Consider the following 23,100-nt stretch of genomic DNA (forward strand, 5'->3'; position numbering starts at 1 on the left):
TGGGGCACCAAGTGTACGTTCGCGCCTCAGGCGGCATGGAAAACCTGTGCCGCTGGAACAATGGGCCCATGAGCGCCATCATTCTGGGCTGGGACCCGGCCGGCTGGAACCGCTGGAACTACGCGGCTGTTGTTGAGCAGGTCGCCGTTACAGGGCTGCGCCTGGAGCCCTGGACCGTCAGCCGAAGCGTGGTTCCGGGCACGGATGTGTGGCTGCTCCTGCTGGGAGACCACGGTCCGGGCCTGATCGGCCACGGCGTGGTGCTGTCGGCAACGCCGGACAGTGCGGACATCACCGTGCAGGTAGCCTTCGATGTACTCCTGCCCCTGGGCGACCAGGTCCCTGCCGAGGTTCTCACCAGGGCGATGCCAGACGCCGACTGGGACGCCGGCGACATCGCAGGCACGGAACTCGCGCCCGGCGATGAGGCAGCCATCCGCGCGCTCTGGGCGGACCATGGCCCGCTGCAAGGAACGGACCCGACCCAGCCGGTGCCAGGCACGTACCCCGATGCCGCCGTCGTCCGGGTCACCGCCAACCGGTACGAACGGGACCCCGAGGCACGGCGGGCGTGCATCGCCCACCGTGGCACCAACTGCGCGGCGTGCGGGTTTTCCTTCGAACTGGCCTACGGCGAAATCGGCGCGGACTTCATCCACGTCCACCACGTGGTCCCCGCGCCGCAGCTTGGCAACGGCTACGTCCTGGACCCGCTCACGGACCTTGTTCCGCTGTGCGCCAACTGCCACGCCATGGCGCACCACGGGGTCAGCTCGCCACGGAGCGAGGCCGAGCTGCGGCACCTCATCGCCGCCGCCGGCTACCTCCGCGGAACCACCGTGACCCCCGAGGAGCTCGAGGCCCAGCGGGCTGCCCGCGAGATCCTCGGCCACTAAGGAACCGCCGGCGGGCCCGAAACAGCCCGCACTCTGGACTCTTGGACGGGTGCCGATCACACTGGCTACAACAGCTGGGCAAGCTGGCCGGAATTGCACGCAGAAAACCGGCAGGGAATGGACAGCTGCATTTACCGGAGCTTTACGGCGATGCTTTTTCCCTACCTGTGAAAGGACCTGTCCATGCCGGACCTGTCAGCATTCTTCCCGCTGATTGCCGCGATTATCGGGGCAATACTGGTGGTCGGTTTTGTGTGGGTGGCCATCAAACTGATGTGGAAAGTGGCGGAGCCCAATGAGGCCCTGATCATCTCCGGCCTGACCCGCGGAACCCTGGACACCCGGGCCGGCATGGATTTCAAGATTGTCACCGGAAAGGGTGCCCTCGTATTTCCGGGCCTGCAGACTGTCCGCACGCTTTCCCTCACGCTGAATGAAACAGAACTCAAGGTTTCCTGCGTGACCTCCCAGGGCATCCAGGTCATTGTCGAAGGCGTGGTGATATACAAAATCGGTGATGCCCCGCCGTTTATCGCAAATGCGGCCAGGCGCTTCCTGGGCCAGCAGCCCAAAATGGAAAGCCAGGTCTACAACGTCTTTGAAGGGCACCTGAGGTCCATCATCGGAAGCATGACCGTCGAAGAGATCATCCGCGAACGGGACAAGCTCGGTTCGCAGGTCCGCAGCGCCAGCGGGGTGGAAATGGAGAAGCTGGGCCTGGTGGTGGATTCCCTCCAGATCAAGGACCTGCAGGACCCTACCGGGTACATCCAGAACATCGCCAAGCCCCACATCGCCCAGGTGAAGATGGAGGCCCGCATCGCCGAGGCCACCCGGAACCGTGAGGCGGCCGAGAAGGAAGCCGAGGCGGCAGCCCTGATCGCGGACGCGCAGAGTGTTTCGGCCATCCGGCAGTCGGTGGCGCAGGCCAACGCCGAGCGGGCCAAAGCCAACGCGGCCCAGGCGGGACCGCTGGCCGATGCCACGGCTCGGCAGCAGGTGGTGGTCCAGGAAACGGAAGTGGCCAAGCTTGAGGCGGACCGGGAAGAGCAGAAGCTCCAGACCACCGTCCGGAAACCCGCCGACGCCAAGGCCTACGCCAAGCGCACCGACGCAGAAGGCCAGAAGGCGGCGGACATCAGTGCCGCGGAGGCGCTGGCCCGCCGCACCGAGCTCGAAGCGCAGGCCAATGCCCGGCGGACCGAACTTCAGGCCCAGGCGAACGCCACCGCCGCTGCTGCCGCCGCCGGAGCCACGAAAGTCACCGGCGAGGCCGAAGCCGCAGCCACGAAAGCCCGCGGTGATGCCACGGCCTCCGCCATCAAGGCCAAAGCCCTGGCCGAGGCCGACGGTATCAAGGCGCGGGCCGAAGCGCTCGGAACCAACCAGGAAGCCGTCATCTCGCAGCAGCTGGCCGAGAACATGCCGGCCATCATCGCCGCAGCGGCCGAGCCCTTCTCCCACGTGGGCCAGATGACGGTACTGAACGGCGGCGAAGGCGTCAACAAGATGCTCGGCGGAATCCTTGCCCAGGTGGGCGACTACCTTCCCGCACTGTCCTCGGCACTGAAGAACAGCCGGGAAGGCAAACGGCCCCCGAAAGCCCCGGATGCATAAGAACGTTGACCGGAGCCTCACCGGCAAGATCGGGCGGGTGACCGGGCGCATCGGCCCCGGCACCATCGGCGAAGTCATGCTGCCCTACCTGGGCGGCACCAACGCGTTCCACGCCCACCCCTTCGACAAGACGAGCATCTTCGCGGTGGGCGACGAAGTGCTGGTGATCTACTTCGAGCCGCCGCAAACCGTCTATGTGGACGAACTTCCGGACGTGCTGAAGCACGGCCAAAACGGATGACCCGGCGCTCCTGATCTGTTAACCCAACCTTTCCCTCCGCTCTACCCGCGCGCCCCCGCACCGTCAGCCCGGGCGCCCACCGTGGAGGGGTGAGGATCGCAATAGTCGCTGAATCATTCCTGCCACTGATGAACGGGGTGACCCACTCCATCCTTCGGGTACTGGAACACCTGGAGGAACAGGGCCACGAAGTCCTGGTCATTGCACCCTCAACGCTGGACACCAAGGACACCGCGGTCCCGGAAGCTGTGCACGGTGCGCTGGTGTACCGGCTGCCCTCGGTCGCGCTGGCCGGGTACACCAACGTCCGCGTGGCGATGGGCGGTGTGTACCGGGTCAAGCGAATCCTTGCCGACTACGCACCGGACGTCGTCCACCTGGCGTCACCCTTCGTCCTGGGCTGGCGGGCGGTCCAGGCCGCGCACCAGCTGGGCATCCCCACCGTTGCCATCTACCAGACCGAGGTGCCCAGCTACGCCGCCCGGTACGGGGTGCCGTTCCTGGAGAACTGGGCCTGGAACCGGGTGGAGAACATCCACCTGCTGGCCACCCGGACGCTGGTCCCGTCCACCTTCGCCCTGAATCAGCTCCGCGGCCGCGGCATTCCGCGCGTGGACATGTGGCGGCGCGGCGTGGATACGGCCCGGTTTTCGCCGGGAAAGCGCGACGGCGGCTGGCGGGCTTCGGTGGCTCCCGGCGGTCAGCGGATCATCGGCTATGTGGGCAGGCTTGCCATCGAGAAGCAGGTGGAGGACCTGGCCGCCCTGGCCCGGGTGCCGCACGCGAAGCTGGTGATCGTGGGCGACGGCCCCCAGCGGGCGGCCCTCGAGGAAGCCCTGCCCGATGCCGTGTTCACCGGTTTCCTCGGCGGCGAGGAGCTTGCACGGGCGGTGGCGTCGTTTGACCTCTTTGTCCATCCCGGCGAGTTCGAAACGTTCTGCCAGACCATCCAGGAGGCCATGGCATCGGGTGTTCCGGTGGTTGCCACCGGCCGAGGCGGCCCTCTGGACCTGGTGGAAAACTCCCGCACCGGCTGGCTCTACCAGCCCGGTGACCTGGCCGGCCTGCGGGCGCACGTGATGGACCTGATCGGCGACGACGCCAAACGCCGTGCCTTTGCCGCCGCAGCCCACGCTTCGGTGCAGGACCGGACCTGGCCTGCGCTGAGCGCCGAACTGGTGCGGCACTACCGCTCGGTGATCACCGGCGACCCGGTAGTTGAGCCTGCCACTACCCATCGACGCCTCGACACCAAGAGCGGAGCAACCCTGTGAGGATCTCGGTCATCGGCTGCGGCTACCTCGGCGCCGTCCATGCCGCCACACTCGCCTCGATGGGCCACACGGTGGTGGGCATCGACGTCGACGCCGCCAAGGCGGACCACCTCAGCCACGGGCACGCGCCCTTCTTCGAACCCGGCCTGGACGAACTGCTCCGGGACGGGCTGGCCACCGGCCGGCTCACGTTCTCCACGGACTTCGCAGACGCCGCACGCGCCCAGGTCCACTTCCTGTGTGTGGGGACGCCGCAGTCCAAAACGTCCGACGGCGCCGACCTCACCTTCCTGGTGTCCGCCGCCAAGGCGCTGCTCCCGCACCTGGCGAGGGGCGCCGTCGTCGTTGGCAAATCCACGGTGCCCGTAGGCACTGTGGAAATGCTTCGCGGAATCCTGGCGCGGCGGCCCGACGTGCTGCTGGGCTGGAACCCGGAGTTCCTGCGCCAGGGCACGGCGGTCAAGGATTCGCTGGTTCCGGACCGGCTGGTTTACGGCGTCTCCGGCGGGCGGGCCGCCGCTTTCGATCCCGGGACGGGTGCGCCGCGGGGCGTGACTGCGGCCCTGGATGCCGTCTACGAGCCGCTGCTGAACGCAGGCATTCCCAGGCTCGTCTCCAACTACGCCACCGCCGAGCTGATCAAGTCGGCCGCCAACGCCTACCTGGCCACCAAGGTCAGCTTCATCAATGCGATGTCCGAACTGTGCGATGCCTCCGGCGCCGACGTGACCGAGCTTGGCGAAGCGATGGGCCTCGATCCGCGGATCGGCAGCCGGTACCTGCACGCCGGACTGGGGTTCGGCGGCGGCTGCCTGCCCAAGGACATCCGCAGCTTCCGGGCACAGGCCAGTGCATTACATGTGGACTCCGTGGAGGAGTGGATGGGCGTGGTGGATGGCATCAACGTGGGCCAGCGCGCCCGCACCGTGGACCTGGCACGTGAACTCTGCGGGGATCTGGCCGGCCGCACCGTCACTGTCCTCGGTGCCGCGTTCAAGCCGGATACCGACGACATCCGCGACTCCCCCGCCCTCGACGTGGCGGCCCGGCTCGCCGCGGCCGGCGCCCACGTGACGGTGACCGACCCGAAAGCCATCAACAACGCCTGGATGCGCTACCCGCAGCTGCGTTTTGAGGTGTCCACCCGCCGCGCGCTCGAAGGCGCAGAGCTGGTACTGCTGCTCACCGAGTGGGAGGAATACCGGCAGCTGTCCCCGGCTGTGGCCGGCGGCCTGGTCCGCCGGAGGGTCATCCTGGATGCCCGGAATGTTCTCAACGGGATGGCCTGGGAGGCGGAAGGCTGGGTTGTCCGGGGGCTGGGCCGGCCGTCCACGCCCCGGAATGCCGAAGCCCTGACCGAAATGCGCAACTAATTGTCTCCTTTTCGATATCCGGGAATCCTTGCGATGTAGTAAGCACACTGATTGAATTGGATGACCGGGGTGAGGCATCGGCACCACTTATCGAAAAAGGAAGTGTGATCATGGGAATTCTTGGATTTCTCATTTTGGGCCTGATAGCTGGAGCGATTGCCAAGGCAATCCTGCCCGGCAGGCAAGGAGGAGGCTGGCTTATCACCCTCGTCCTGGGCGTCGTCGGCGCAATCCTTGGCGGCTGGATCGGTTCCCTGATCTTCGGCGGCGGGCTGGCTGAGTTCTTCGACCTCCGGACCTGGCTGCTGGCCATCCTGGGCTCCATCATCGTCCTGCTGGTCTACGGTATGGTCGCCAAGCGCGGCAGCCGCGTCTGACACTTACCTGCAACTACCTATAGGCGCCGTGCCCCGCGAAGGGGGACGGCGCCTATGCTGTGTGCCCGGCACTTTGCTCCTCCACGGGAAACCGATTCCACCTGCCGCATTGATATCCCGGATCCGCACTTTATGATGTGCGTGGGGGTGATCGCGTCATGGCGGATTCAGGACGGCACAGCAGGGATTTGTCGGGGGGAGCTTTTGGCGATGACGCTGCCGCAGCGGAGAGTTCCAGGCCGGGCACTCTCCCCGCGTTTGCCGGCCCATCCGTGGCCAGCAACGCCATGTTCGAGGCGAGCCCCGATGCCCTGATTGCGATCGCCGAAGACGGCCGCATCCGGATCGCCAACGCCGCCGCATCCCGGCTGTTCGGCGTAGCAGCCGACGAACTCATTGGCAGTGACCACCGGGCCCTCCTGTCTGAGGGCTTCCGGAACGAACTCGAGCAGATCTTCCGGCACCTCAGGGACCTGGAGCCGATTCCGCCGCGTGAAGTGTACGGAGTCCACAGCGACGGCACCGAGTTCGCCGCCGAACTGGCCGGCGCCTTGCTGGAATCCGCCGAGGGACCCCAACTGCTGGTGTCCATCCGGAGCACCTCGCACCGGAAGGCCGCGGACGCCGACCTGCGCGAGGCCATGTCGCTGCTGACTGCAACCCTCGAATCCACGGCGGACGGCATCCTGGTGATCAGCTCGGACGGCAGCGTGGCGGGGTTCAATGACCAGTTCCTCAAGATGTGGGGCATTCCGCCCGAACTCCTCGAAGGCGACAGTGAAGAGCCTGTCATGAGGCTCATCCTCTCCCAGGTTGAGGATCCGGAGGCTTTTATCGCACGGCTCACTGAAGTGGAGGAAAACCCCGATGCGGAAAGCCACGATGTGCTGGACTTCAAGGACGGCCGGACCTTTGAACGGTACTCGCGGCCCCGGCGGGTGGGCGAAAAGATCGTGGGCCGGGTCTGGAGCTTCCGCGACGTCACCCCGCGGCGGAAGGCCCAGGAGCAGGCGCAGCGGGCCATGCTGGACCTTGCCGCCCAGGCCGAACAGCTCCGGGCCCTGGCTTTCCAGGACCACCTGACCGGGCTGGCCAACCGGGCCGTCTTCAACGACGGCCTGGCCGCTGCGCTGCGCGAGCCCCGCCTCAAGACCGTGGACGTTTTGCTCGTGGACCTGGACGATTTCAAGGAAGTGAACGACATCCTGGGCCACCAGGCCGGCGACGACATGCTGGTGGAAGTGGCGCGCCGGCTCCGCGGCTGCGTCCCCACCGCGGACGTGGTGGCCAGGCTGGGCGGGGACGAGTTCGTGGTGCTGCTGACGGCCTGCCCGGACGCTGATGCGATTGCGGCCTGCATCGTCAGGTGCCTGCACGTGCCGGTAACCATCAGCGGCACCGTGCTGCGGCCCAGCCTGAGCCTGGGAATGGCATCGGCCGGCGCGGACGCCATCAGTCCGTCCGAGCTGCTGCGCCAGGCCGACATCGCCATGTACGCGGCCAAGGCTGCGGGCAAGAACCGGTTCCTGCGGTTCCATCCGGAGATGATGGCGGCCCTGGTGCAGCGCACGGACATGGAAGCCGGGCTGCAGCTGGCCGTCCCCCGTGGCGAGATCTCCGTGGTGTTCCAGCCCATCGTGTCGCCGCGGCTGGGGCAGGTGGTGCAGGTCGAGGCGCTGGCACGGTGGGACCGCGGCGGCGTGCGCGTCCCGCCGTCGGTCTTTATCCCGCTGGCGGAGCGCAGCGGACTGATCAGCGAGGTGGGCGAAGAAGTGATGGCCCGCAGCCTGGTGCAGCTGGCGCCGTGGCTGAACGAGGACCCGTCGCGGTCCCTCGCGGTGAACGTCTCGGGCGTGCAGCTGCAGGACGCCACCTTTGCCGACGGCGTCCTGCGCCTGACTGAGGCCGCCGGCGTGGGTGCGTACCAGCTGGTCCTGGAAGTCACCGAGAGTGTCTTTTTCGACGCCGACAGCCACCTGATCAGCCAGCTCAGCAGCCTGCGCGAGGCCGGCGTCCGGGTGGCATTGGATGACTTCGGTACCGGCTACTCGTCGCTGGGACGGCTGCAGGAGCTCCCCGTGGACACCGTCAAGATCGACCGGACATTTGTGTCCATGGTGCGGACCGGCCGTGAGCGGCTGCCCATCCTCAGCTCGATGATCAACATGGCACACAGCCTGGGCCTGACCGTCACCGCCGAGGGAGTGGAGACGGCGACGCAGGCGGACTACCTGACGGCGCTTGAGTGCGATTCCCTGCAGGGCTACCTGTTCTCGCTGCCGGAAATGGGGAACCGGCTGGAGCTGGCCGTGCGGCAGGCGGAGCAAGCCATCGCCGCGCTGAACGGCCGCCCGGGCTGATCCGGCGGCTGACATCCCGAGCAACACACGCGGAGCCCCCACGCGAGGAGAATGGTCGTATGGACGTCGTTGTCATCGAAACCCGGCCGCTCGGGGACCGCAGCTACCTGGTCCACGACGGGCGGGTGGCGCTGGTCATCGATCCGCAGCGGGACACGGACCGCGTGGACGCAGCAGCGGCTGAGGCCGGCGTCAGGATCACCCACGTTGCAGAAACCCACCTGCACAACGACTACCTCACCGGCGGGCTCATCCTGGCCCGCACCCATAGTGCCGCCTACCTCGTGAACGGGGCGGACGCCGTCGGGTTTGAGCGCGTGAAAATAGCCGACGGCGACACGGTCCGGGTGGGCCGGCTCACTGTGAAGGCGGTGGCCACGCCGGGACACACCCACCACCACCTCAGCTACGTGGTGACGGACGGCGCCGAGCAGGCGGTGTTCTCGGGCGGCAGCCTGCTGTACGGGTCGGTGGGGAGAACGGACCTGGTCAGCGACGACGACACCGAAAAACTCACCCACGCCCAGTACTCCTCGGTCCGGCGCCTGGCCGCCGAGGCAACGCCGGACGCTGCCCTGTACCCCACGCACGGGTTCGGCTCGTTCTGTTCGTCGGGGCCGGCGTCGGGTGTCCACGGGTCCACGATCGCCGAGCAGCAGGACACCAACCACGCCTTCACGGATCCGGACGAGGACCACTTTGTCCGGGAGCTCATCAGCAATCTGACCGCCTATCCGTCCTATTACGCGCACATGGCGCCGGCAAACCGGACGGGACCGGGGCCGGCGGACCTCGCCGTGCCGGAGTCGCTCGATCCCGCCGAGCTCAGCCACCGGCTGGCGGACGGCGAATGGGTGGTGGACCTGCGCAACCGGGTGGCGTTCGCCAGCAGCCACCTGCAGGGGTCGGTCAGCTTCGAGTATGGCCGCGGCTCCAGCTTCACCGCCTACCTGGGCTGGGTCCTGCCGTGGAACCGGCAGCTGACCCTGGTGGGCGCCCGCGAGGACGTCGAAAAGGCCATCCGCGACCTGTCCCGGATCGGCATCGACTCCCCCGACGCGGCCCTCGGAACCGAGCCGTCGGCACTCGCGCCGGGCACCGCCGTCGTGCATTATCCGCGCGTGGACTGGGACCGGCTGCTGCACGGCCGCAGTGCCGGGGACGTGGTGCTGGATGTGCGTCGGACGGACGAGTACGACGCCGGCCACATCGCCGGGGCGGTGAACATTCCGCTGCATGAGCTGCTGGGGCGGATGGCCGGGGTTCCGGCCGGCACCGTGTGGGTGCACTGCGCCACCGGATACCGCTCCGGGGTGGCTGCCAGCCTGCTGCAGCGCGCCGGCCGGGACGTGGTCCACGTGGACGCGAGATACGGCCCTTCTTGAGCTGTGAGGGATATCATAAGGATGCGTCTCCGCCCAGGTCTCGGGCGGGCCCAGGTCTCACGTTTTTATGGGTAACGGGCGCACCTATGGGGAGGGATCCGCGTGTCTCAGACAGGTCTCCTGGAGCAACGTCCCGCCACAGGCACGCGCACGGCCACGCTGGTGTGGCTGATCGCGTCTGGTGCTGTGGTGCTGGCCGTTCTTGGGCTGTATTTTGCCGCCAACAGCGGCACTCCTCCTGCCCTCGTCGCGGGTGACTTCTGCATCCTCCTGGCCGCCATGCTGGCGGGCCGCAGTTGCGCCGCGGCCGCGCGCCGCGGCGGCGTTAATGCCCGGGCCTGGACGATGATGTCGGTGGCCGCCTATGTCTGGGCGGCCGGCATGCTCGTCTGGACGTACTACGGCCTCGCCAACAACCACGTCTACCCGTTCCCGTCCCTGGCAGACGCACTTTTCCTGGCCTATTCCGTGCCGGCCGCCATCGCGCTGTTCAGCTTCAGGCGGCCGGGCGGCACTACCCGCGTGGGGCTGGCCCGGACAGTCCTGGACGCGGCCGTGATTGCCGGCGCAGTCCTGGTAGTCAGCTGGTACACCGCGCTGGGCCCGGCCTTCAGCGCGGAAGGCGATCTCCCGACCCGGCTCGCCACCATGGGCTACCCCGTGGTGGACGTGGTCATCACCTCCCTGGTGCTGGTGCTCGGGATGCGGCGACAGCCCGGCGAGCGGCTGCCGTGGCTGTGTTTCGGCGGCGGCCTGCTGGTCCTCACCATCACGGACAGCACCTATGTGGGGCTGACGTTCGACGGCGTCACGGGCGTCACCGGGTCCCCCCTCGCCCTGGGGTGGATCGGCGCTTTCCTCCTGATTGCACTGGCACCGCTGCTCCCCTACGCGGAGAATCCACGGCCGGACCGCAAGGCGTTTGCGCTGGCCCTTGAGCTGCTGCCGTACGTGCCGATCCTGGTGGCCGTCATGATGGTCGCGCAGCCGCACGTCAGCGAGATGAGCGCTTTCTTGCTGACGGTGGCCAGGGTCACTGTGGCGCTCATCCTGGTCCGCCAGGTTCTGATCATCATCGAAAACCTCACCCTCACCACCGGGCTGGAGCAGGAGGTGGCTGCCCGGACGGCGGAGCTTGAGGGCCTGGGCGCGATCGTGAACTCGTCCTCGGACGCCATCCTGAGCACCACGCCGGAGGGCGTCATCACCAGCTGGAACCCGGGAGCGCAGCATCAGTACGGCTACACGGCCGAGGAAGCGATCGGCCGCGACGCGCGGTTCCTGCTGGCGCCGGGCGGTACCGCCGCTGCCGCCGAGGTGTTCGACAAGCTCCGCGCCAGCGGCAAAGCCATGAGCTTCGAGATCGAGCACCTGACGAAGGACGGCGCCGCCATTTCCGTCTCGATGACCGTCTCCCCCATCCGGGACGAGACCGGCCGGCTCACCGGGTTGGCCACCATCGCCAGGGACATCACTCTGCGCCGCGCCGCCGAGCAGGAACTGAAGGCCGCGCGGGAAGCCGCACTGGAATCCAGCCGGCTCAAGTCCGAGTTCCTTGCCACCATGAGCCACGAGATCCGCACCCCTATGAACGGCGTCGTGGGGCTGACAGCCCTGCTGCTCGAGACGCCACTGGACGAGACACAGCAGCAATATGCGCAGGGCGTCAAGGGAGCGGGCGAGGCGTTGCTGGCCCTTATTAACGACATCCTGGACTTCTCCAAGCTGGAGGCCGGCAAGGTGGACCTCGACGTCCGCCCCTTTGACCCGCGCGCGCTCGTGGAGGAAGTGGCCGGCCTGCTGACTGAGCCCGCGCAGGTCAAGAACCTTGAGCTGATCGCCTACTGCGAGCCCGGCGTCCCGGCCAGGCTCCACGGCGATTCCGGCCGGATCCGCCAGATCCTGCTGAACCTCGCCTCCAACGCCGTGAAGTTCACGGCCGCCGGCGAGGTGTCCATCCAGGTGAAAGTGGAGACCCCCGACGCCCGGCCGGGCGCCACCGCCATGGTCTATTTCGAAGTCCGCGATACCGGCATCGGCATCGATCCGGCCGACCATGCGAGGTTGTTCGAGTCGTTCTCCCAGGCGGATGCCTCCACGACCCGGCGCTATGGCGGCACCGGCCTGGGCCTTGCCATCTGCCGCCGGCTCACGGAGGCCATGGACGGCGAGATCGGGCTCGACAGCGTCCTGGAGGAGGGCAGCACCTTCTGGTTCCGGATCCCGCTGCCGGTGGCGGCGCCGTCGACCGATCCCGTTCCCGCGGCAGGCTTCCTCGCCGGGCTTCGGGTCCTGGTGGTGGACGACAACGCCACCAACCGCCTGGTCCTGGAATCGCAGCTGCGCGGCTGGAAGCTGCAGCCGGAGGCGGTTCCCGACGCCAAGTCTGCCCTGGCCCGGGCACGCGAGGCAGCAGCGGCCGGGACGCCGTTTGACCTCGCCGTGCTGGACCTCTGCATGCCCGACACCGACGGGCTGGCACTGGCCCGCGAAATCAAAGCCGACGCCGGGCTGGCGGACATTCAGCTGATCATGCTCACCTCCACCATGCAGGTCAACGCCGCCGAGATCGCCGGCGCCGGGGTCCGTGAATGGCTGATGAAGCCGGTCCGCAGCTCCGAGTTCTACAACCGCCTGGTGCGCCTGATGTCCCGCCGTGAGCAAGCTGCAGCCACCGCTGCGCCTGCGGCGGCCGCGGCCTCCGCAGCCGCACCGGCCACCCCCGAAGGGCCGTCGCGCGGCCGCATCCTGGTGGTGGAGGACAACGAGGTGAACCAGCTGGTGGCCCGCGCCACGGTATCCAAGTTCGGCTTCGCGGTGGACGTGGTGGCCGACGGCGCCGAGGCCGTTGCGGCCACCGCCCGGAGCCAGTACGCCGCCGTCCTGATGGACTGCCACATGCCGGTGATGGACGGCTTCGAGGCCACCCGGGTCATCAGGAACCGCGACGGCAAGCACAGCCGCCTGCCCATCATCGCCATGACCGCCGGCGCCCTCGACGGGGACCGGGAACGCTGCCTGGCCGCGGGCATGGACGACTACCTCTCCAAACCGGTGGACGCCGCGGAGCTCGAGGCCGCCCTGGCCCGGTGGGTACCCGAGCAGGCTCCCCAGCTGCTGGCCGTCACCGGCGGCCGGCCGCCGTCGGTGGATCCGGACCGGCTCGCCATGCTGCGCGACCTCGGCCCCGAGGACGGCCAGGGCCTGTTGCCGGCAGCCGCCGAGGCCTTCCGGAAGGACCTTCCCGCCCGGCTCGCCGTGTTGCGGGAGTCTGTGCACAACGGCGGCGGTCCGGCCCTGGCGCAGGCCGCGCACGCCCTGAAAGGCGCGGCGGCCAACATCGGCGCCACCGCCGTCGCCGCCCTCTGCGGCGAGCTGGAGGAGATGGGCCGCACCGGAAAGCACGACGGCGGCCCGCAGCTGGTCAGCCGGTTGGAGGCTGAGCTGGTGAAGGTGAACTTCGAACTCGATCTTGCACTGGAGGTGGCGCAGTGAAAGTCCTGGTGGCGGATGACGATCCGGGCTCGCTCCTGGTGGCCAGGGCCGCCGTCGAACGTTCCGGGCATAACTGCCTGACGGCGGCGGACGGGGACGAGGCATGGGCGCTGTACCTGGAGCACCAGCCAGACGTGGTGGTGACTGACTGGATGATGCCCGGGATGGACGGGCTGGCGCTGTGCCGTGCCATCCGGGCGCGGGACGCGGACCTGTACACGTACGTGGTGCTGCTGACATCGCAGGGGTCCCGGGACGACGTGCTCGCCGGGCTCGAGGCGGGCGCCGACGACTACGTCACCAAGCCGCTGGACCCTTTTGTCCTGCACGCCCGGCTGCTGGTGGCGCTGCGGGTGACCACGCTGCACGCCGACCTGGCGCATTACCGGAAGGTGCTGTCGCAGCAGGCGCGGACCGATCCGCTGACGGGCCTGAACAACCGGCTGAAGCTGTCCGAGGACCTTGAGCAGCTGCACGCCCGCAGCCAGCGGTACGCCGAGGAATACTGCGTGGCCATGTGCGACGTCGACAATTTCAAAAGCTACAACGACATCTACGGGCACCAGGCGGGCGACCTCGCACTGCGGGCAGTTGCAGCAGCGCTGACAGGCGCGGCCCGGAAAAGCGACGGCGTGTACCGGTACGGCGGCGAGGAGTTCCTGCTGGTCCTGCCGAACCAGTCGCAGCTGGGCGCGAAGGCGTTTATGGAACGGGCGCTGGACTGCGTGCGGGAGCTGGAGATCGTCCACTCCGGGGATCCGATGGGGCAGCTGACGCTGAGTGCCGGGATCGCGGCGTTCAGCGCGGACCACAGGGCCGACGCCGAGACCCTCCTGGGCGAGGCCGATGCGGCGCTCTATGCGGCCAAGGCGGCAGGACGGAATCGGGTGGAACTGGCGCTGTAGTGCGCCGTTCCGGGGTCATCGGCGCCTGGCGGCTACGCGGCTTTTTTGCGCTGCTTGGCCGGAGCTGGCTTCTTGAGCGGCTGCCGCGCGGGGCGGCTCTGCGATGCAGGCCGGCTGTGCTGGGGCTGGACCGGTGCGGGATCCAGTGTGGGTACAGGCTCCGTTGCAGGCTCGACCTGGACTGCAGGCTCGACCTTCACTGCGGGCTCCGCTGGCGCCTCGGTTACGGGCTGCTGCTGATCCGGGAATGCTGCCTCTTCGGCTGCCTCGGACTCCGCTGAGACACCGTCCTCTGCAAGCGCTTGCGCGTACTGGCGGTTTCGCTGCCAGCGGCGGACCAGATTGACTGCGGCGACCACACCGGCGAGCGGCGTCAGGACGGCGGCGGCGTAGACAAAAAGCAGCCAGGTCAGGGTAGCCATAGGCGGCTGGTTGTTGTTCAGCAGCGAGAGCCCGCCGAACATGGCGATGACCCAGAACAGGATCACAGCCGCCAGCACCGCGGCAGCAGGAAAATACTGGTTCTTCACGATCTTCTTCAGGGTTTCCATGCACTTCCTCCTGCCTGGCCGGGGGCTGCGGTGACACGCCGCATCAAGACCAGTATGGGGCTGCCGGGCCGCGGATTTCGGCAACACGCAGGCGGTGGTGACGAACCTAACTTCCGGCCGGGTTGGCGAGCGATTTTCGCGGCCCGAAACCGGGCCGGGTCGAGGGCCCTTCCCAGCTGCGGACACACCTAATACGGTGGATTTGTCCGGTCCTGCCGCCGGCCCGCACCAGCCGTCGTCACCATTATTTGGAGGTCCTTTTGCGCAAAGTTACTGCAGGCCTGTTCCACTCCGTTGACGGCGTGGTGTCACAACCGAACCTCTGGCAGTTCGACAGCTTCGACGAGGACCTGGGCAAGGGCATGACGGAGATGATGGGGCGCGTGGACACCGCGGTCCTGGGCAGGGTCAGCTACCAGGAATGGGCGGGCTACTGGCCCACGGCATCCGTCGACGACGACTTCGCCGGCTTCATCAACCCGATGGAGAAGTTTGTGGCCTCCCGGACCCTGACCGCACCGCTGGAATGGCAGAACTCGCACCTGATCGAGGGTCCGCTGGAGGACTTCGTCGCGGAGCTGAAAAAGGGCGACGGCGGCGAAATCGCCGTGTTCGGCAGCATTTCAGTCACGCGCCAACTGCTGTTCGCCGGGCTGCTGGATGAACTGACCCTCATGACCCATCCGGTGGTGGCCGGCAGCGGCAGGCGGCTGTTCGAGGACGGCGACCCCGTCACCCGGCTCAGCCTGAAGGACCAGTACAAAACGGCCAAGGGCAACGTGATCAGCACCTACAGTCTGCTGGGCGAATAGACCGGGGAACTGCGCTGGTCACCACGGAGCCGCGCTGACTGAATTTTCGCCGGATCGTTCGAAAAGTAGATGAACGGCGGCATCGGTGATGAACTCGTTGCGGTTGTTCCCCGGCCTCACGTTAAGCAACTCGTGGACGACTTGGGCGAGGGTCAGCGACTGACCGGCCGCCCAGGCAAGCCCGAAGCGGATCGGGCCAGCCACAGCACGCACCTTGGTGATGATCGCTTCAACTAGCCGGTGTTCAGGTGAATTGAGCGGAAGCCCTCGGTCGGAGCGGTAGGCCTCCGCCGCCGACAGTATGCGGATGGCCTTCTCGACTCGGTGCTGTTCCACGTAGACGCCGGCAAGTGACTCAAGGAACCCCACCATGTTTCCCTGCGCACCGAGAGCGAGAGCCGCGCCAACCGCCTCATGCAGGAGTCGCTCGGCGGTGTCGTACTCGCCGGCTTGCTGCATGCTCTCCGCCAGATTGGTCAGAACTATCCCGAGGAGCCACCGGTCGCCGAGCGGCCGGGCAAGATCGAGGCTACGGCTGCACAGGTCACGGGCCCGGGCATGGTCGCCACGGTAGAACGCCAACCGACCGAGGATAACCAATGCGGCCGCGCGGGTGTAGGTGCTCGCCTGTGCTGACGACAATGCCGTGGCAGCCAATCCCTGCGCCGAGTCGGGGTCGTTCCGCTCCGATGCCTGGACGGCGAGGCACACCGTGGTCCACGCCTCACCGCGCTCGTTTCGGGCTGCCTGGAACGCCTGAAGAGCACGGCGATGAAGGTCAGTCGCTTCCTCGTTGCGGCCGAGAATCCAGCACATGGTGGCTGTTCCGCTGAGTGCTGGCCCGCTGCGCTCAGGTGGAGCATCCGGAGCGCCGGCAAGCACCTTGAGCGCGGTTTCGCACGGCTCGGCTACGTCCCCGGTGAGCTCCCAATAGTGCCAGAGTTGCCCTACCAAACGAAGCCCCACATCGGTGGAGCCATCCGGTCCCGCTGCCCATAACAGTGCGGCCCGCAAGTCGGGCGCGTCCGCGTGCAGCAGTTGAAAGGCCTCCACTTGGACCTGTCCCCAAAGCTGCGGGCTGACGCGCTCAGCGAGACCGAGGTAGTACGCCGCGTGCCGGTGCGGGACTGCCTCAGGGTTGTCGAGCAGACAGAGCCTGCCACGGGCAAACTCGCGGATCGAGTGCAGCATCGAGACTCTGCTGCTTCCTGAAGAATCGGTATAGCGCCGTAGCAGGCTGTGGCGCGCGAGTGCGGACAGCAAGACTTCGGACGGCAAGGCTTCGGATTCCGGCTTCGTGCCTTCCATCCGGCCGCAAATCGCGCCGACCGCCGCCACAGTAGGATCAGCAGCAAAGACGCCGAGCTGGTCAAACAGCCGCCGCTCTTCGTTGACCAGCAACTCATAACTCCACGCGATCGTCGCGGTCAGCGTCCGCTGGCGGACCGGCAGGTCGCGGAAGGCTGCGGGCAAGGAAGCAAGGCTGAGCTCGAGGTCGTCCAGGAGCGAGGCCTCGCTGATGTCCCGCAGCCGTGCGGCCGCCAGCTCGATGGCCAGCGGAAGGCCGTCCAGCCGGTGGCACAGCCGGGTGATCACGGCAGCGTTGCCGGAATCGACGTCGAAATGCGGACGGACTGCCCGTCCGCGTGTGAGGAACAGCTTTACGGCAGGCACCTCCCGCAGCTGGCTCGGAGGCAGGGGCGGGTCGAGCGGCGGCAGGGCCAGCGGCGCGAGCTCGTATTCGTACTCGGCGCGCAGCCCGAGGCGTCGCCGGCTGGTGGTCAGGATTCGAAGGTCGGGGGCGGCGGTGAGCATATCCAGCACCACCGGCCAGGCCTCCTCCAGGTGCTCGAAGTTGTCCAGGACCAGCAGGAGCCGGCGCGTGCGCAGGAAACGCGACGCAATCTTCAGGGGATCTTCGCCGCCCCAGTCCTCCAGGCCGAGGGTCGCGGCGATGGCGCCGGCGACTTGCTGCGCCTGCGTGAGAGGGGCCAGATTAACCCAGCCCACGCCGTCGGCCATCCGCTCGCCGAGCTGCGCAGCCGCCGCAAGCGCCAGCCGGGTCTTTCCGGTCCCGCCCGGACCCGTGACGGTCACCAGCCTGCAGCCCTCCGAGCGGTAGAGCGAACACACCTCCCCCAGCTCGGCGTCCCGGCCGACCAACGGGGTGAGTTCGGCCGGCAGGTTATCCAGCCTCGGCCTGATCCTGCGGTGCCCGTCTGCGGCGGGTGCAGCGAGGGACGCGTCCTGCCGCAGCACCAGCGTTTCCAACTCCTGCAGGCGTGCACCGGGATCGATACCAAGGTCAGCCGCGAAGATGCTCCGCGCTTCCCGGCACGCGGCCAGCGCATCGGCCTGCCGGTCGGACCGGTACAGGGCGAGCACGAGTGAGGCCCACAGACGTTCCCGGTACGGATGCTGCTGTACAAGCCGCTGCAGCTCCCCCATTAAGGCGCCGTGCCGGCCGAGCGCGAGTTCGACGTCGAAAAGGTCCTGGTACGCGTCCAGCCGGGCTTCTTCCAGCCCGTCCAGGTCCGGGCCCAAAAGCCCGACGTCGGCCAGGTCGGGAAAGGCGGGCCCCTGGAAGAGATCCACAGCCTGGCGCAGGGAGTCGGCGCCGCCCGCCAGGTTCCCCGCCTGCACGGCCAGCTCACCGGCCGCGACGTGTTCCCTGAACTGCAGGAGGTCGAGTTCATCGGCGGTGGCACTCAGCACGTACCCGCCCGGCCGGCTTGCGAGCCGGTGGGACGCGACCCCTCTGGACCGGTCCGGTTCGAGCAGGCGCCGAAGGTTTGCCACGTAAACCTGCAGTTGCGGGCCCGGCTGCGCGGGCGGGTGGCCATCCCAGACGGCTTCGGCGAGGAAATCGGTGGCGACCACCGAGTTTGCCCGCAGGGCCAGGCACGCCAAGACGATCCGAAGCTTCCCGCTGCCCACGCCGACCGGCGCGCCGTCGGCGACGACCTCCAGCGGGCCTAGACTTTTGATCCACAGTGCGCCCATCGCCAAGCACCCCTCACCGACCGGCCGCAGTACCGGGCCTGACAAAACCCGTCCCGCGGAGCTCATCGACCAGCGACCCCATAGCGCCCGCCCCGACACACGATGCGGCCTGGATGTTCCGGACACATCAACCCCATCATGCTCCCGCCGGAGGCGGACGGTCCAGTGTCCCGCGGACGATTAAGGACCAATTAAGTCCACAGGGCCACTCTGGGAAAACCAAACCAAACACGTTCGAAAGGCAATCCCATGAAAACCACCATGACCCGCACTCTGGCGCTCTCTGCCCTGGCAGCAGCCGCTCTTGTCGCGCCGGCGCAGCCCGCGCTTGCCGACGACTTTTTCGTTATCCTGCCAGCTGGTACCGGCTGTACCTTCAACCTCGGATATGCGGCAACCGGAGGGAACCTGCAGACCAAGGAATTTGTCGACGAGAATGGCAACACGGTTCGCCTTCTCACCGCTGGCAAAGGCGTGCTCCTGACCTACACCAACTACGGGATGAAGCCCAAGAAGCCAGTGGAGGGCGAATCCATCACCATCCGCACGGACGGGTCCGTCGCAGAAACCGTCGTCAACCCGGATGGCACCCTTACGGTCACGGCCACCGGGCACAACGGCCTCATCATGTTCCCGACAGACGAGCCGGCAGGTCCGACCACTACCCATTACATCGGCAAGATCGTTTACAACATCGACCCCGCCACGGGCGTTTTCACTCTAGTGAGCACGACTGGCCAGGAGCTTGATGTCTGCGCCGAACTCGCCAGCTGAGTCCTAGCCCAGGTTCCGTTCCAGTGACTCGCCGATAATCCGGGCGCCCTCGGGAAAGGCGCCCGGATTCGTCCCCGAGTAGTTGAGCCGGATGAACGGGCCTGCCGGTTCGGCCGGAAACCACTCGTTGCCGCCGGCGATGATCACCCCGGCGGTTTCGCAGTCGCGGGTCAGCCGTTCCAGGTCGGTCCCATCGGGCAGCCGCGCCCACAGGTTCAGGCCACCCTTGGGCACCTGGCCGATATGCGCCTGCGGGGCGTGCCGGCGCAGGCTGGTGACCAGCAGGTCCCGCCGGGATTCGAGCTGGTGGCGGAGGCTGCGGAGGTGCGTCTGCCACCCCGGCTGAGTGACGACGTCGAGCGCCGCCGCCTGGAGCAGCCCGCTGACGTACATCGATTCGGCAGCCCGGTCCGCGAGGATGCGCTCCCGTGCCGGACCGCGGGCGATCACCGCTGCGACGCGGATCGAGGGCGACACACTCTTGGTCAGCGAGCGCAGGTAGACCACGTGGCCGGAGTCGTCACGGGAGGCGACAGGCACGGGGGTGGAGGTGATGCCGAAGTCGTGCGCCCAGTCGTCCTCCACAAGGAACGCACCCTTCGCGCGCACCACGTCCAGGACCTGTTCCCGCCGTTCGGCAGACCACTGGGCGCCGGTGGGGTTGGCATAGTTGGGCTGGGCGTAGAACAGCCGCGCGCCTGACTCGTCAAAGGCGCGGGCGAGCTCAGCCGGGTCCGGACCGTCCGGTCCGCTGGGCACCGGAACCACACGCACGCCGGCCTGCGCGGCGGCCAGGATGGCGCCCCAGTAGGACGGTGATTCCATCAACAGCGGCTGCCCGCGGCCCGCGAGCGCGCTGAAGATGGAGCTCAGCCCGCTTTGGCTGCCGGGGAGTACGACGACGTCACTCGGGTTCGGCGGGGTGGTCCCGGCCGGCGTCGAGGCACCGAGCTCGTGCGCGAACCACGACTGCAGTTCCGGCAGGCCTGCGGCGGGCGGACGGGACAGGGCTGCGTCGCCGCGGGCCGCGCGGGTGAGGGCGGCGCGGACCAGCCGCTCCGGCAGGAGCTCGCGGTCCGGGTAGCCGGAGTGGAAGGAGATGGCATCGTTCGGCACATTGCGCATGGTGCTCGAGGCCGGAGGCAGCGGCGCCAGCGGGGACCGGAGGGCCGCCGTCTGCCAGCCATAATCGGACGGGCGCGCAGTCCGGACGGCACGGACGAATGTCCCGACGCCGGGCCGGCTCTCGATCAGCCCCTGGGCCGTCAGCGTCTGCAGGGCCTTCTGCACCGTGACGGGACTTGCCTGGTATTCGGCGACCAGCGACCGGGTGGATGGCAGCTTCGCTCCGGGAGCGGCCGAGGAAATCCACTTCTTCAGGTGCGCCACAATCCGTGAACTGCTATCGTTGTTCATGAGAGTCAATAGTAGCGCTACTCCTTCCGGGCGCATAGTGTTATCCCCATCCCAGCCCTCCGGACTCTGGTGGGCCCTCCTTGGAGTAGCGGCGTTCTCGTTCACGGTTCCCTTCACCAAGGCGGCCGTCGCCGGCCTGTCCCCGCTGTTTATCGGCTCCGGCCGCGCCGTGTTAGCCGCCGTCCTCGCAGGCTTCGCCCTCGCACTGACCCGGCAACGGCTCCCCCGTGGCGCGCAGTGCGTGCGCCTCGCGGTGGTGGCCGCCGGCGTCGTCGTCGGATTCCCCCTGCTGACCTCCTTCGCGCTGACCAGCACGCCGGCCAGCCACGGCGCCGTGGTGATTGCCCTGCTCCCGGCCGCAACGGCGACGGCGGCGGTCCTCCGGGGGCGGGAGCGTCCGCGGCTGGCCTTCTGGCTGGTCACCGGCGCCGGCGCCCTCGCTGCCATCGGCTTCGCCTCCCTGCAGTCCGGCGGCTTCGGACTGCTGCACTGGGCCGACGTGCTGCTTCTCGGCGCCGTGGTTGCTGCCGCTGTCGGCTACGCGGAAGGTGGCCTGCTGGCGCGCGAACTCGGCTCCTGGCAGACCGTGTCGTGGGCGCTGGTTCTCGCGTCGCCGCTGATGGTGGTGCTGACGGCAGTCTCCGTCACCCAGCAGCCGCCCTCTGCTACGCCCGTCCAGTGGCTGGCCTTTGCATACCTCGGTGTGGTCAGCATGTTCCTGGGCTTCTTCGCCTGGTACCGCGGCCTGGCCATCGGCCCCATCGCCCAAGTCAGCCAGATCCAGCTCGTCCAGCCGGTGCTGACCATCTGCTGGGCCGGGCTGCTGCTGGGCGAGACCCTGACGTGGAGCACCGTCGTCGGCGGCCTGGCCGTGATCCTCTGCGCCGGCGCAGCCGTCCGGGTCCGGCTCAAACCTGCCCCGGAACAGCCCGCCGTCCACACTCCACGAACCCTCCAGCCAGCAAAGGATTAGCACCATGTACACGCCAGCCCATTTCGAAGCCGGTCCCGATACCGTCCAGGCGCTGCTCACCCGGCCGGGCGCAGCCAACCTGGTCACCATGACGTCGCAGGGCCTGCTCGCCACCCTCCTGCCGTTTGTCTACGACCCCTCCGTGGGCGAACACGGAGCACTGCTGGCACACGTGGCCCGGAACAATCCGCAGTGGTCCGAGCCTGCGATCGGGGTATCGCTCATGATCATCCAGGGCGCGGACGCCTACATTTCGCCGTCCTGGTACGCGTCCAAGGCCGAGCACGGACGCGTTGTGCCCACCTGGAACTACTCCACGGCGCATGTGTACGGAACTCTGGTGGTCCACGACGATCCGGCCTGGCTTGCCGGCCAGGTCAGGCGGCTGACCGGAGTCAACGAAGCCGGCTTCGAGCACCCGTGGAGCGTGGACGACGCCCCGGAGCGCTACATCTCCGGCCAGCTGCGCGCGATCGTTGGCCTTGAACTGGTCATCACCCGGATCGAGGCGAAGGCCAAACTGAGCCAGAACAGGCCCGACGCCGACATCGACGGCGTGGTCTCTGGCCTCAGCGCTCTTGGGCAGTCGGAGAGCGCCGCCGACGTCGAAAGGGCACGTCCGGCGCGCGCCTAGGCAAGCCCGGTAGCGGCGAGGGCGGCGATGTCCCGGGGCGTGGTGCGGCAACAGCCTCCCACAATGCGGGCACCGAGCTCCCGCCAGGCACCGGCTTCGGACGCGAGTCCACCGGGCCGGGCTTCAGCCGATTCACCGCCATCCTCTGAAGCAGATGCCCAGGTCTTGGTCGCGGCGTCGTAGCTTTCGCCGGAGTTCGGATACGTGACCAGCGGCTTCGAACCCGCCTCGCCAAGGGCCGTCAGGGCTGGCTGGACCAGGTGCAGCGGCACGCAGTTCACTCCCACGGCCACCACACGCGGCTCGGACGCGCACAGCTCCGCAACCGCATCCAGCGAGGTGCCGTCGCTGACGTGCGCACCGTCCCGCAGCGAGAACGAGAACCAGGATTCGACGTCGAACTCCCATGTCAGTGCCAGCAGCGCCTCTGTTTCGGCAAAGGACGGCAGCGTCTCGCAGGCCAGGAAGTCAGCTCCGGCCGCCACGAGGGCGCTGATGCGGGGGCGGTGGAAATCCTTGAAGGCTTCGGCGTCCAGGACATAGTCCCCGCGGTACTCCGAGCCGTCCGCGAGGTAGGCGCCGTAGGGGCCCACGGACCCGGCGATCAGCAGCGGTCCGGCCTTCGGGTGCCCGGCAAGGTGTGCGTGACGGGCGTCGTCCGCCAGCCGGACCGAGAGCCTGACCAGGTCCAGTGCCGCGTCCTCGGAAAGTCCACGCTGCGCGAACCCCAGCGGCGTGGCCTGGTAGCTGGCGGTGGTGGCCACGTTGGCGCCGGCCCCGAAGTAGTCGCGGTGCACGTCACGGATCAGCTGCGGCTGCTCGAGCAGGACCTTGGCCGACCACAGCGGGTCATCCAGGCTGCAGCCGCGCGCCTCAAGTTCGGTAGCGAGGGCACCGTCGGCCGTGAGGTGCGCTCCGGCATCCAGCAGGCGGGACAGCGTGGTGTTGCGGGGCATGGCAGGCACTCCGGGAATCGGCGGTGGGAAGGGCTATATTCATCATAGGCAATTTAAA

At 67.9% G+C, this 23,100-nt stretch carries 18 protein-coding genes; 14 read left to right on the forward strand and 4 right to left on the reverse strand.

The features are described from left to right. The first annotated feature begins 68 nt into the window (after positions 1–68). From EYS21_RS08525 to EYS21_RS08570, 10 genes are all read left to right on the forward strand, one after another. Positions 69–896: an HNH endonuclease gene (locus EYS21_RS08525; RefSeq protein WP_131132759.1), complete on the forward strand. Its 828-nt coding sequence runs from the start codon at positions 69–71 to the stop codon at positions 894–896. A 183-nt stretch (positions 897–1,079) separates the two neighbouring features. Next, positions 1,080–2,513 carry a flotillin family protein gene (locus EYS21_RS08530; RefSeq protein ID WP_131132760.1) on the forward strand — a complete coding sequence of 478 codons (1,434 nt, stop codon included), beginning with the start codon at positions 1,080–1,082 and terminating at the stop codon, positions 2,511–2,513. Continuing rightward, positions 2,506–2,754, forward strand: coding sequence for a hypothetical protein (locus EYS21_RS08535; protein ID WP_131132761.1), 249 nt, complete (start codon positions 2,506–2,508; stop codon positions 2,752–2,754). Before EYS21_RS08530 ends, EYS21_RS08535 begins: the two co-directional genes overlap by 8 nt. 89 nt (positions 2,755–2,843) lie before the next feature. Next, on the forward strand, positions 2,844–4,028 hold the full coding sequence (locus EYS21_RS08540) for a glycosyltransferase family 1 protein (RefSeq protein WP_131132762.1): 1,185 nt from the start codon (positions 2,844–2,846) through the stop codon (positions 4,026–4,028). Beyond that, a complete protein-coding gene (locus tag EYS21_RS08545; protein WP_131132763.1) occupies positions 4,025–5,401 on the forward strand; it encodes a UDP-glucose/GDP-mannose dehydrogenase family protein in 1,377 nt (458 codons plus the stop codon). Before EYS21_RS08540 ends, EYS21_RS08545 begins: the two co-directional genes overlap by 4 nt. Before the next feature lie 110 nt (positions 5,402–5,511). Then, positions 5,512–5,778: a GlsB/YeaQ/YmgE family stress response membrane protein gene (locus EYS21_RS08550; RefSeq protein WP_131132764.1), complete on the forward strand. Its 267-nt coding sequence runs from the start codon at positions 5,512–5,514 to the stop codon at positions 5,776–5,778. 287 nt (positions 5,779–6,065) lie between these two features. Continuing rightward, positions 6,066–8,138 carry an EAL domain-containing protein gene (locus EYS21_RS08555; protein ID WP_131132884.1) on the forward strand — a complete coding sequence of 691 codons (2,073 nt, stop codon included), beginning with the start codon at positions 6,066–6,068 and terminating at the stop codon, positions 8,136–8,138. A gap of 59 nt (positions 8,139–8,197) precedes the next feature. Beyond that, positions 8,198–9,523 (forward strand): MBL fold metallo-hydrolase, encoded by a 1,326-nt coding sequence (locus EYS21_RS08560; RefSeq protein ID WP_131132765.1) that lies wholly within the window; start codon positions 8,198–8,200, stop codon positions 9,521–9,523. A 102-nt stretch (positions 9,524–9,625) separates the two neighbouring features. Continuing rightward, positions 9,626–13,018: a response regulator gene (locus tag EYS21_RS08565; protein ID WP_207307718.1), complete on the forward strand. Its 3,393-nt coding sequence runs from the start codon at positions 9,626–9,628 to the stop codon at positions 13,016–13,018. Beyond that, positions 13,015–13,923, forward strand: coding sequence for a diguanylate cyclase (locus EYS21_RS08570; protein WP_131132766.1), 909 nt, complete (start codon positions 13,015–13,017; stop codon positions 13,921–13,923). The genes EYS21_RS08565 and EYS21_RS08570 overlap by 4 nt, the downstream gene beginning before the upstream one ends. A 32-nt stretch (positions 13,924–13,955) precedes the next feature. On the opposite strand, the gene EYS21_RS08575 is transcribed toward EYS21_RS08570, so the two are convergent. Next, positions 13,956–14,474, reverse strand: coding sequence for a hypothetical protein (locus EYS21_RS08575; RefSeq protein ID WP_131132767.1), 519 nt, complete (start codon positions 14,472–14,474; stop codon positions 13,956–13,958). Positions 14,475–14,734: 260 nt separating this feature from the next. On the opposite strand from EYS21_RS08575, the gene EYS21_RS08580 reads away from it, so the two are divergent. Next, entirely contained in the window at positions 14,735–15,286 is a 552-nt protein-coding gene (locus EYS21_RS08580; protein WP_131132768.1) for a dihydrofolate reductase family protein, read from the forward strand. Positions 15,287–15,304: 18 nt separating this feature from the next. Here the strand turns inward: EYS21_RS08580 and EYS21_RS08585 are convergent, their stop codons facing one another. After that, on the reverse strand, positions 15,305–18,289 hold the full coding sequence (locus EYS21_RS08585; RefSeq protein ID WP_165478280.1) for a BTAD domain-containing putative transcriptional regulator: 2,985 nt from the start codon (positions 18,287–18,289) through the stop codon (positions 15,305–15,307). Positions 18,290–18,538: 249 nt separating this feature from the next. Between EYS21_RS08585 and EYS21_RS08590 the strand changes: the two genes are divergently transcribed. Further along, a complete protein-coding gene (locus tag EYS21_RS08590; RefSeq protein WP_131132770.1) occupies positions 18,539–19,063 on the forward strand; it encodes a hypothetical protein in 525 nt (174 codons plus the stop codon). A gap of 3 nt (positions 19,064–19,066) precedes the next feature. Here EYS21_RS08590 and EYS21_RS08595 read toward each other — a convergent pair whose 3' ends face one another. After that, the gene (locus tag EYS21_RS08595; RefSeq protein ID WP_131132771.1) at positions 19,067–20,479 is read right to left on the reverse strand and encodes a PLP-dependent aminotransferase family protein; all 1,413 of its coding nucleotides are present in this window, start codon (positions 20,477–20,479) and stop codon (positions 19,067–19,069) included. Here EYS21_RS08595 and EYS21_RS08600 point away from each other — a divergent pair. After that, on the forward strand, positions 20,478–21,452 hold the full coding sequence (locus tag EYS21_RS08600) for a DMT family transporter (protein WP_131132772.1): 975 nt from the start codon (positions 20,478–20,480) through the stop codon (positions 21,450–21,452). The two genes, EYS21_RS08595 and EYS21_RS08600, sit on opposite strands and share 2 nt — an antisense overlap. 4 nt (positions 21,453–21,456) lie before the next feature. After that, the gene (locus tag EYS21_RS08605; RefSeq protein ID WP_131132773.1) at positions 21,457–22,086 is read left to right on the forward strand and encodes an FMN-binding negative transcriptional regulator; all 630 of its coding nucleotides are present in this window, start codon (positions 21,457–21,459) and stop codon (positions 22,084–22,086) included. Here the strand turns inward: EYS21_RS08605 and mmuM are convergent. Continuing rightward, positions 22,083–23,042: a homocysteine S-methyltransferase gene (gene mmuM, locus EYS21_RS08610; RefSeq protein ID WP_131132774.1), complete on the reverse strand. Its 960-nt coding sequence runs from the start codon at positions 23,040–23,042 to the stop codon at positions 22,083–22,085. The two genes, EYS21_RS08605 and mmuM, sit on opposite strands and share 4 nt — an antisense overlap. Positions 23,043–23,100 lie beyond the last annotated feature (58 nt).

The organism is Arthrobacter sp. S39, assembly GCF_004320525.1.
GTDB lineage: Bacteria > Actinomycetota > Actinomycetes > Actinomycetales > Micrococcaceae > Arthrobacter.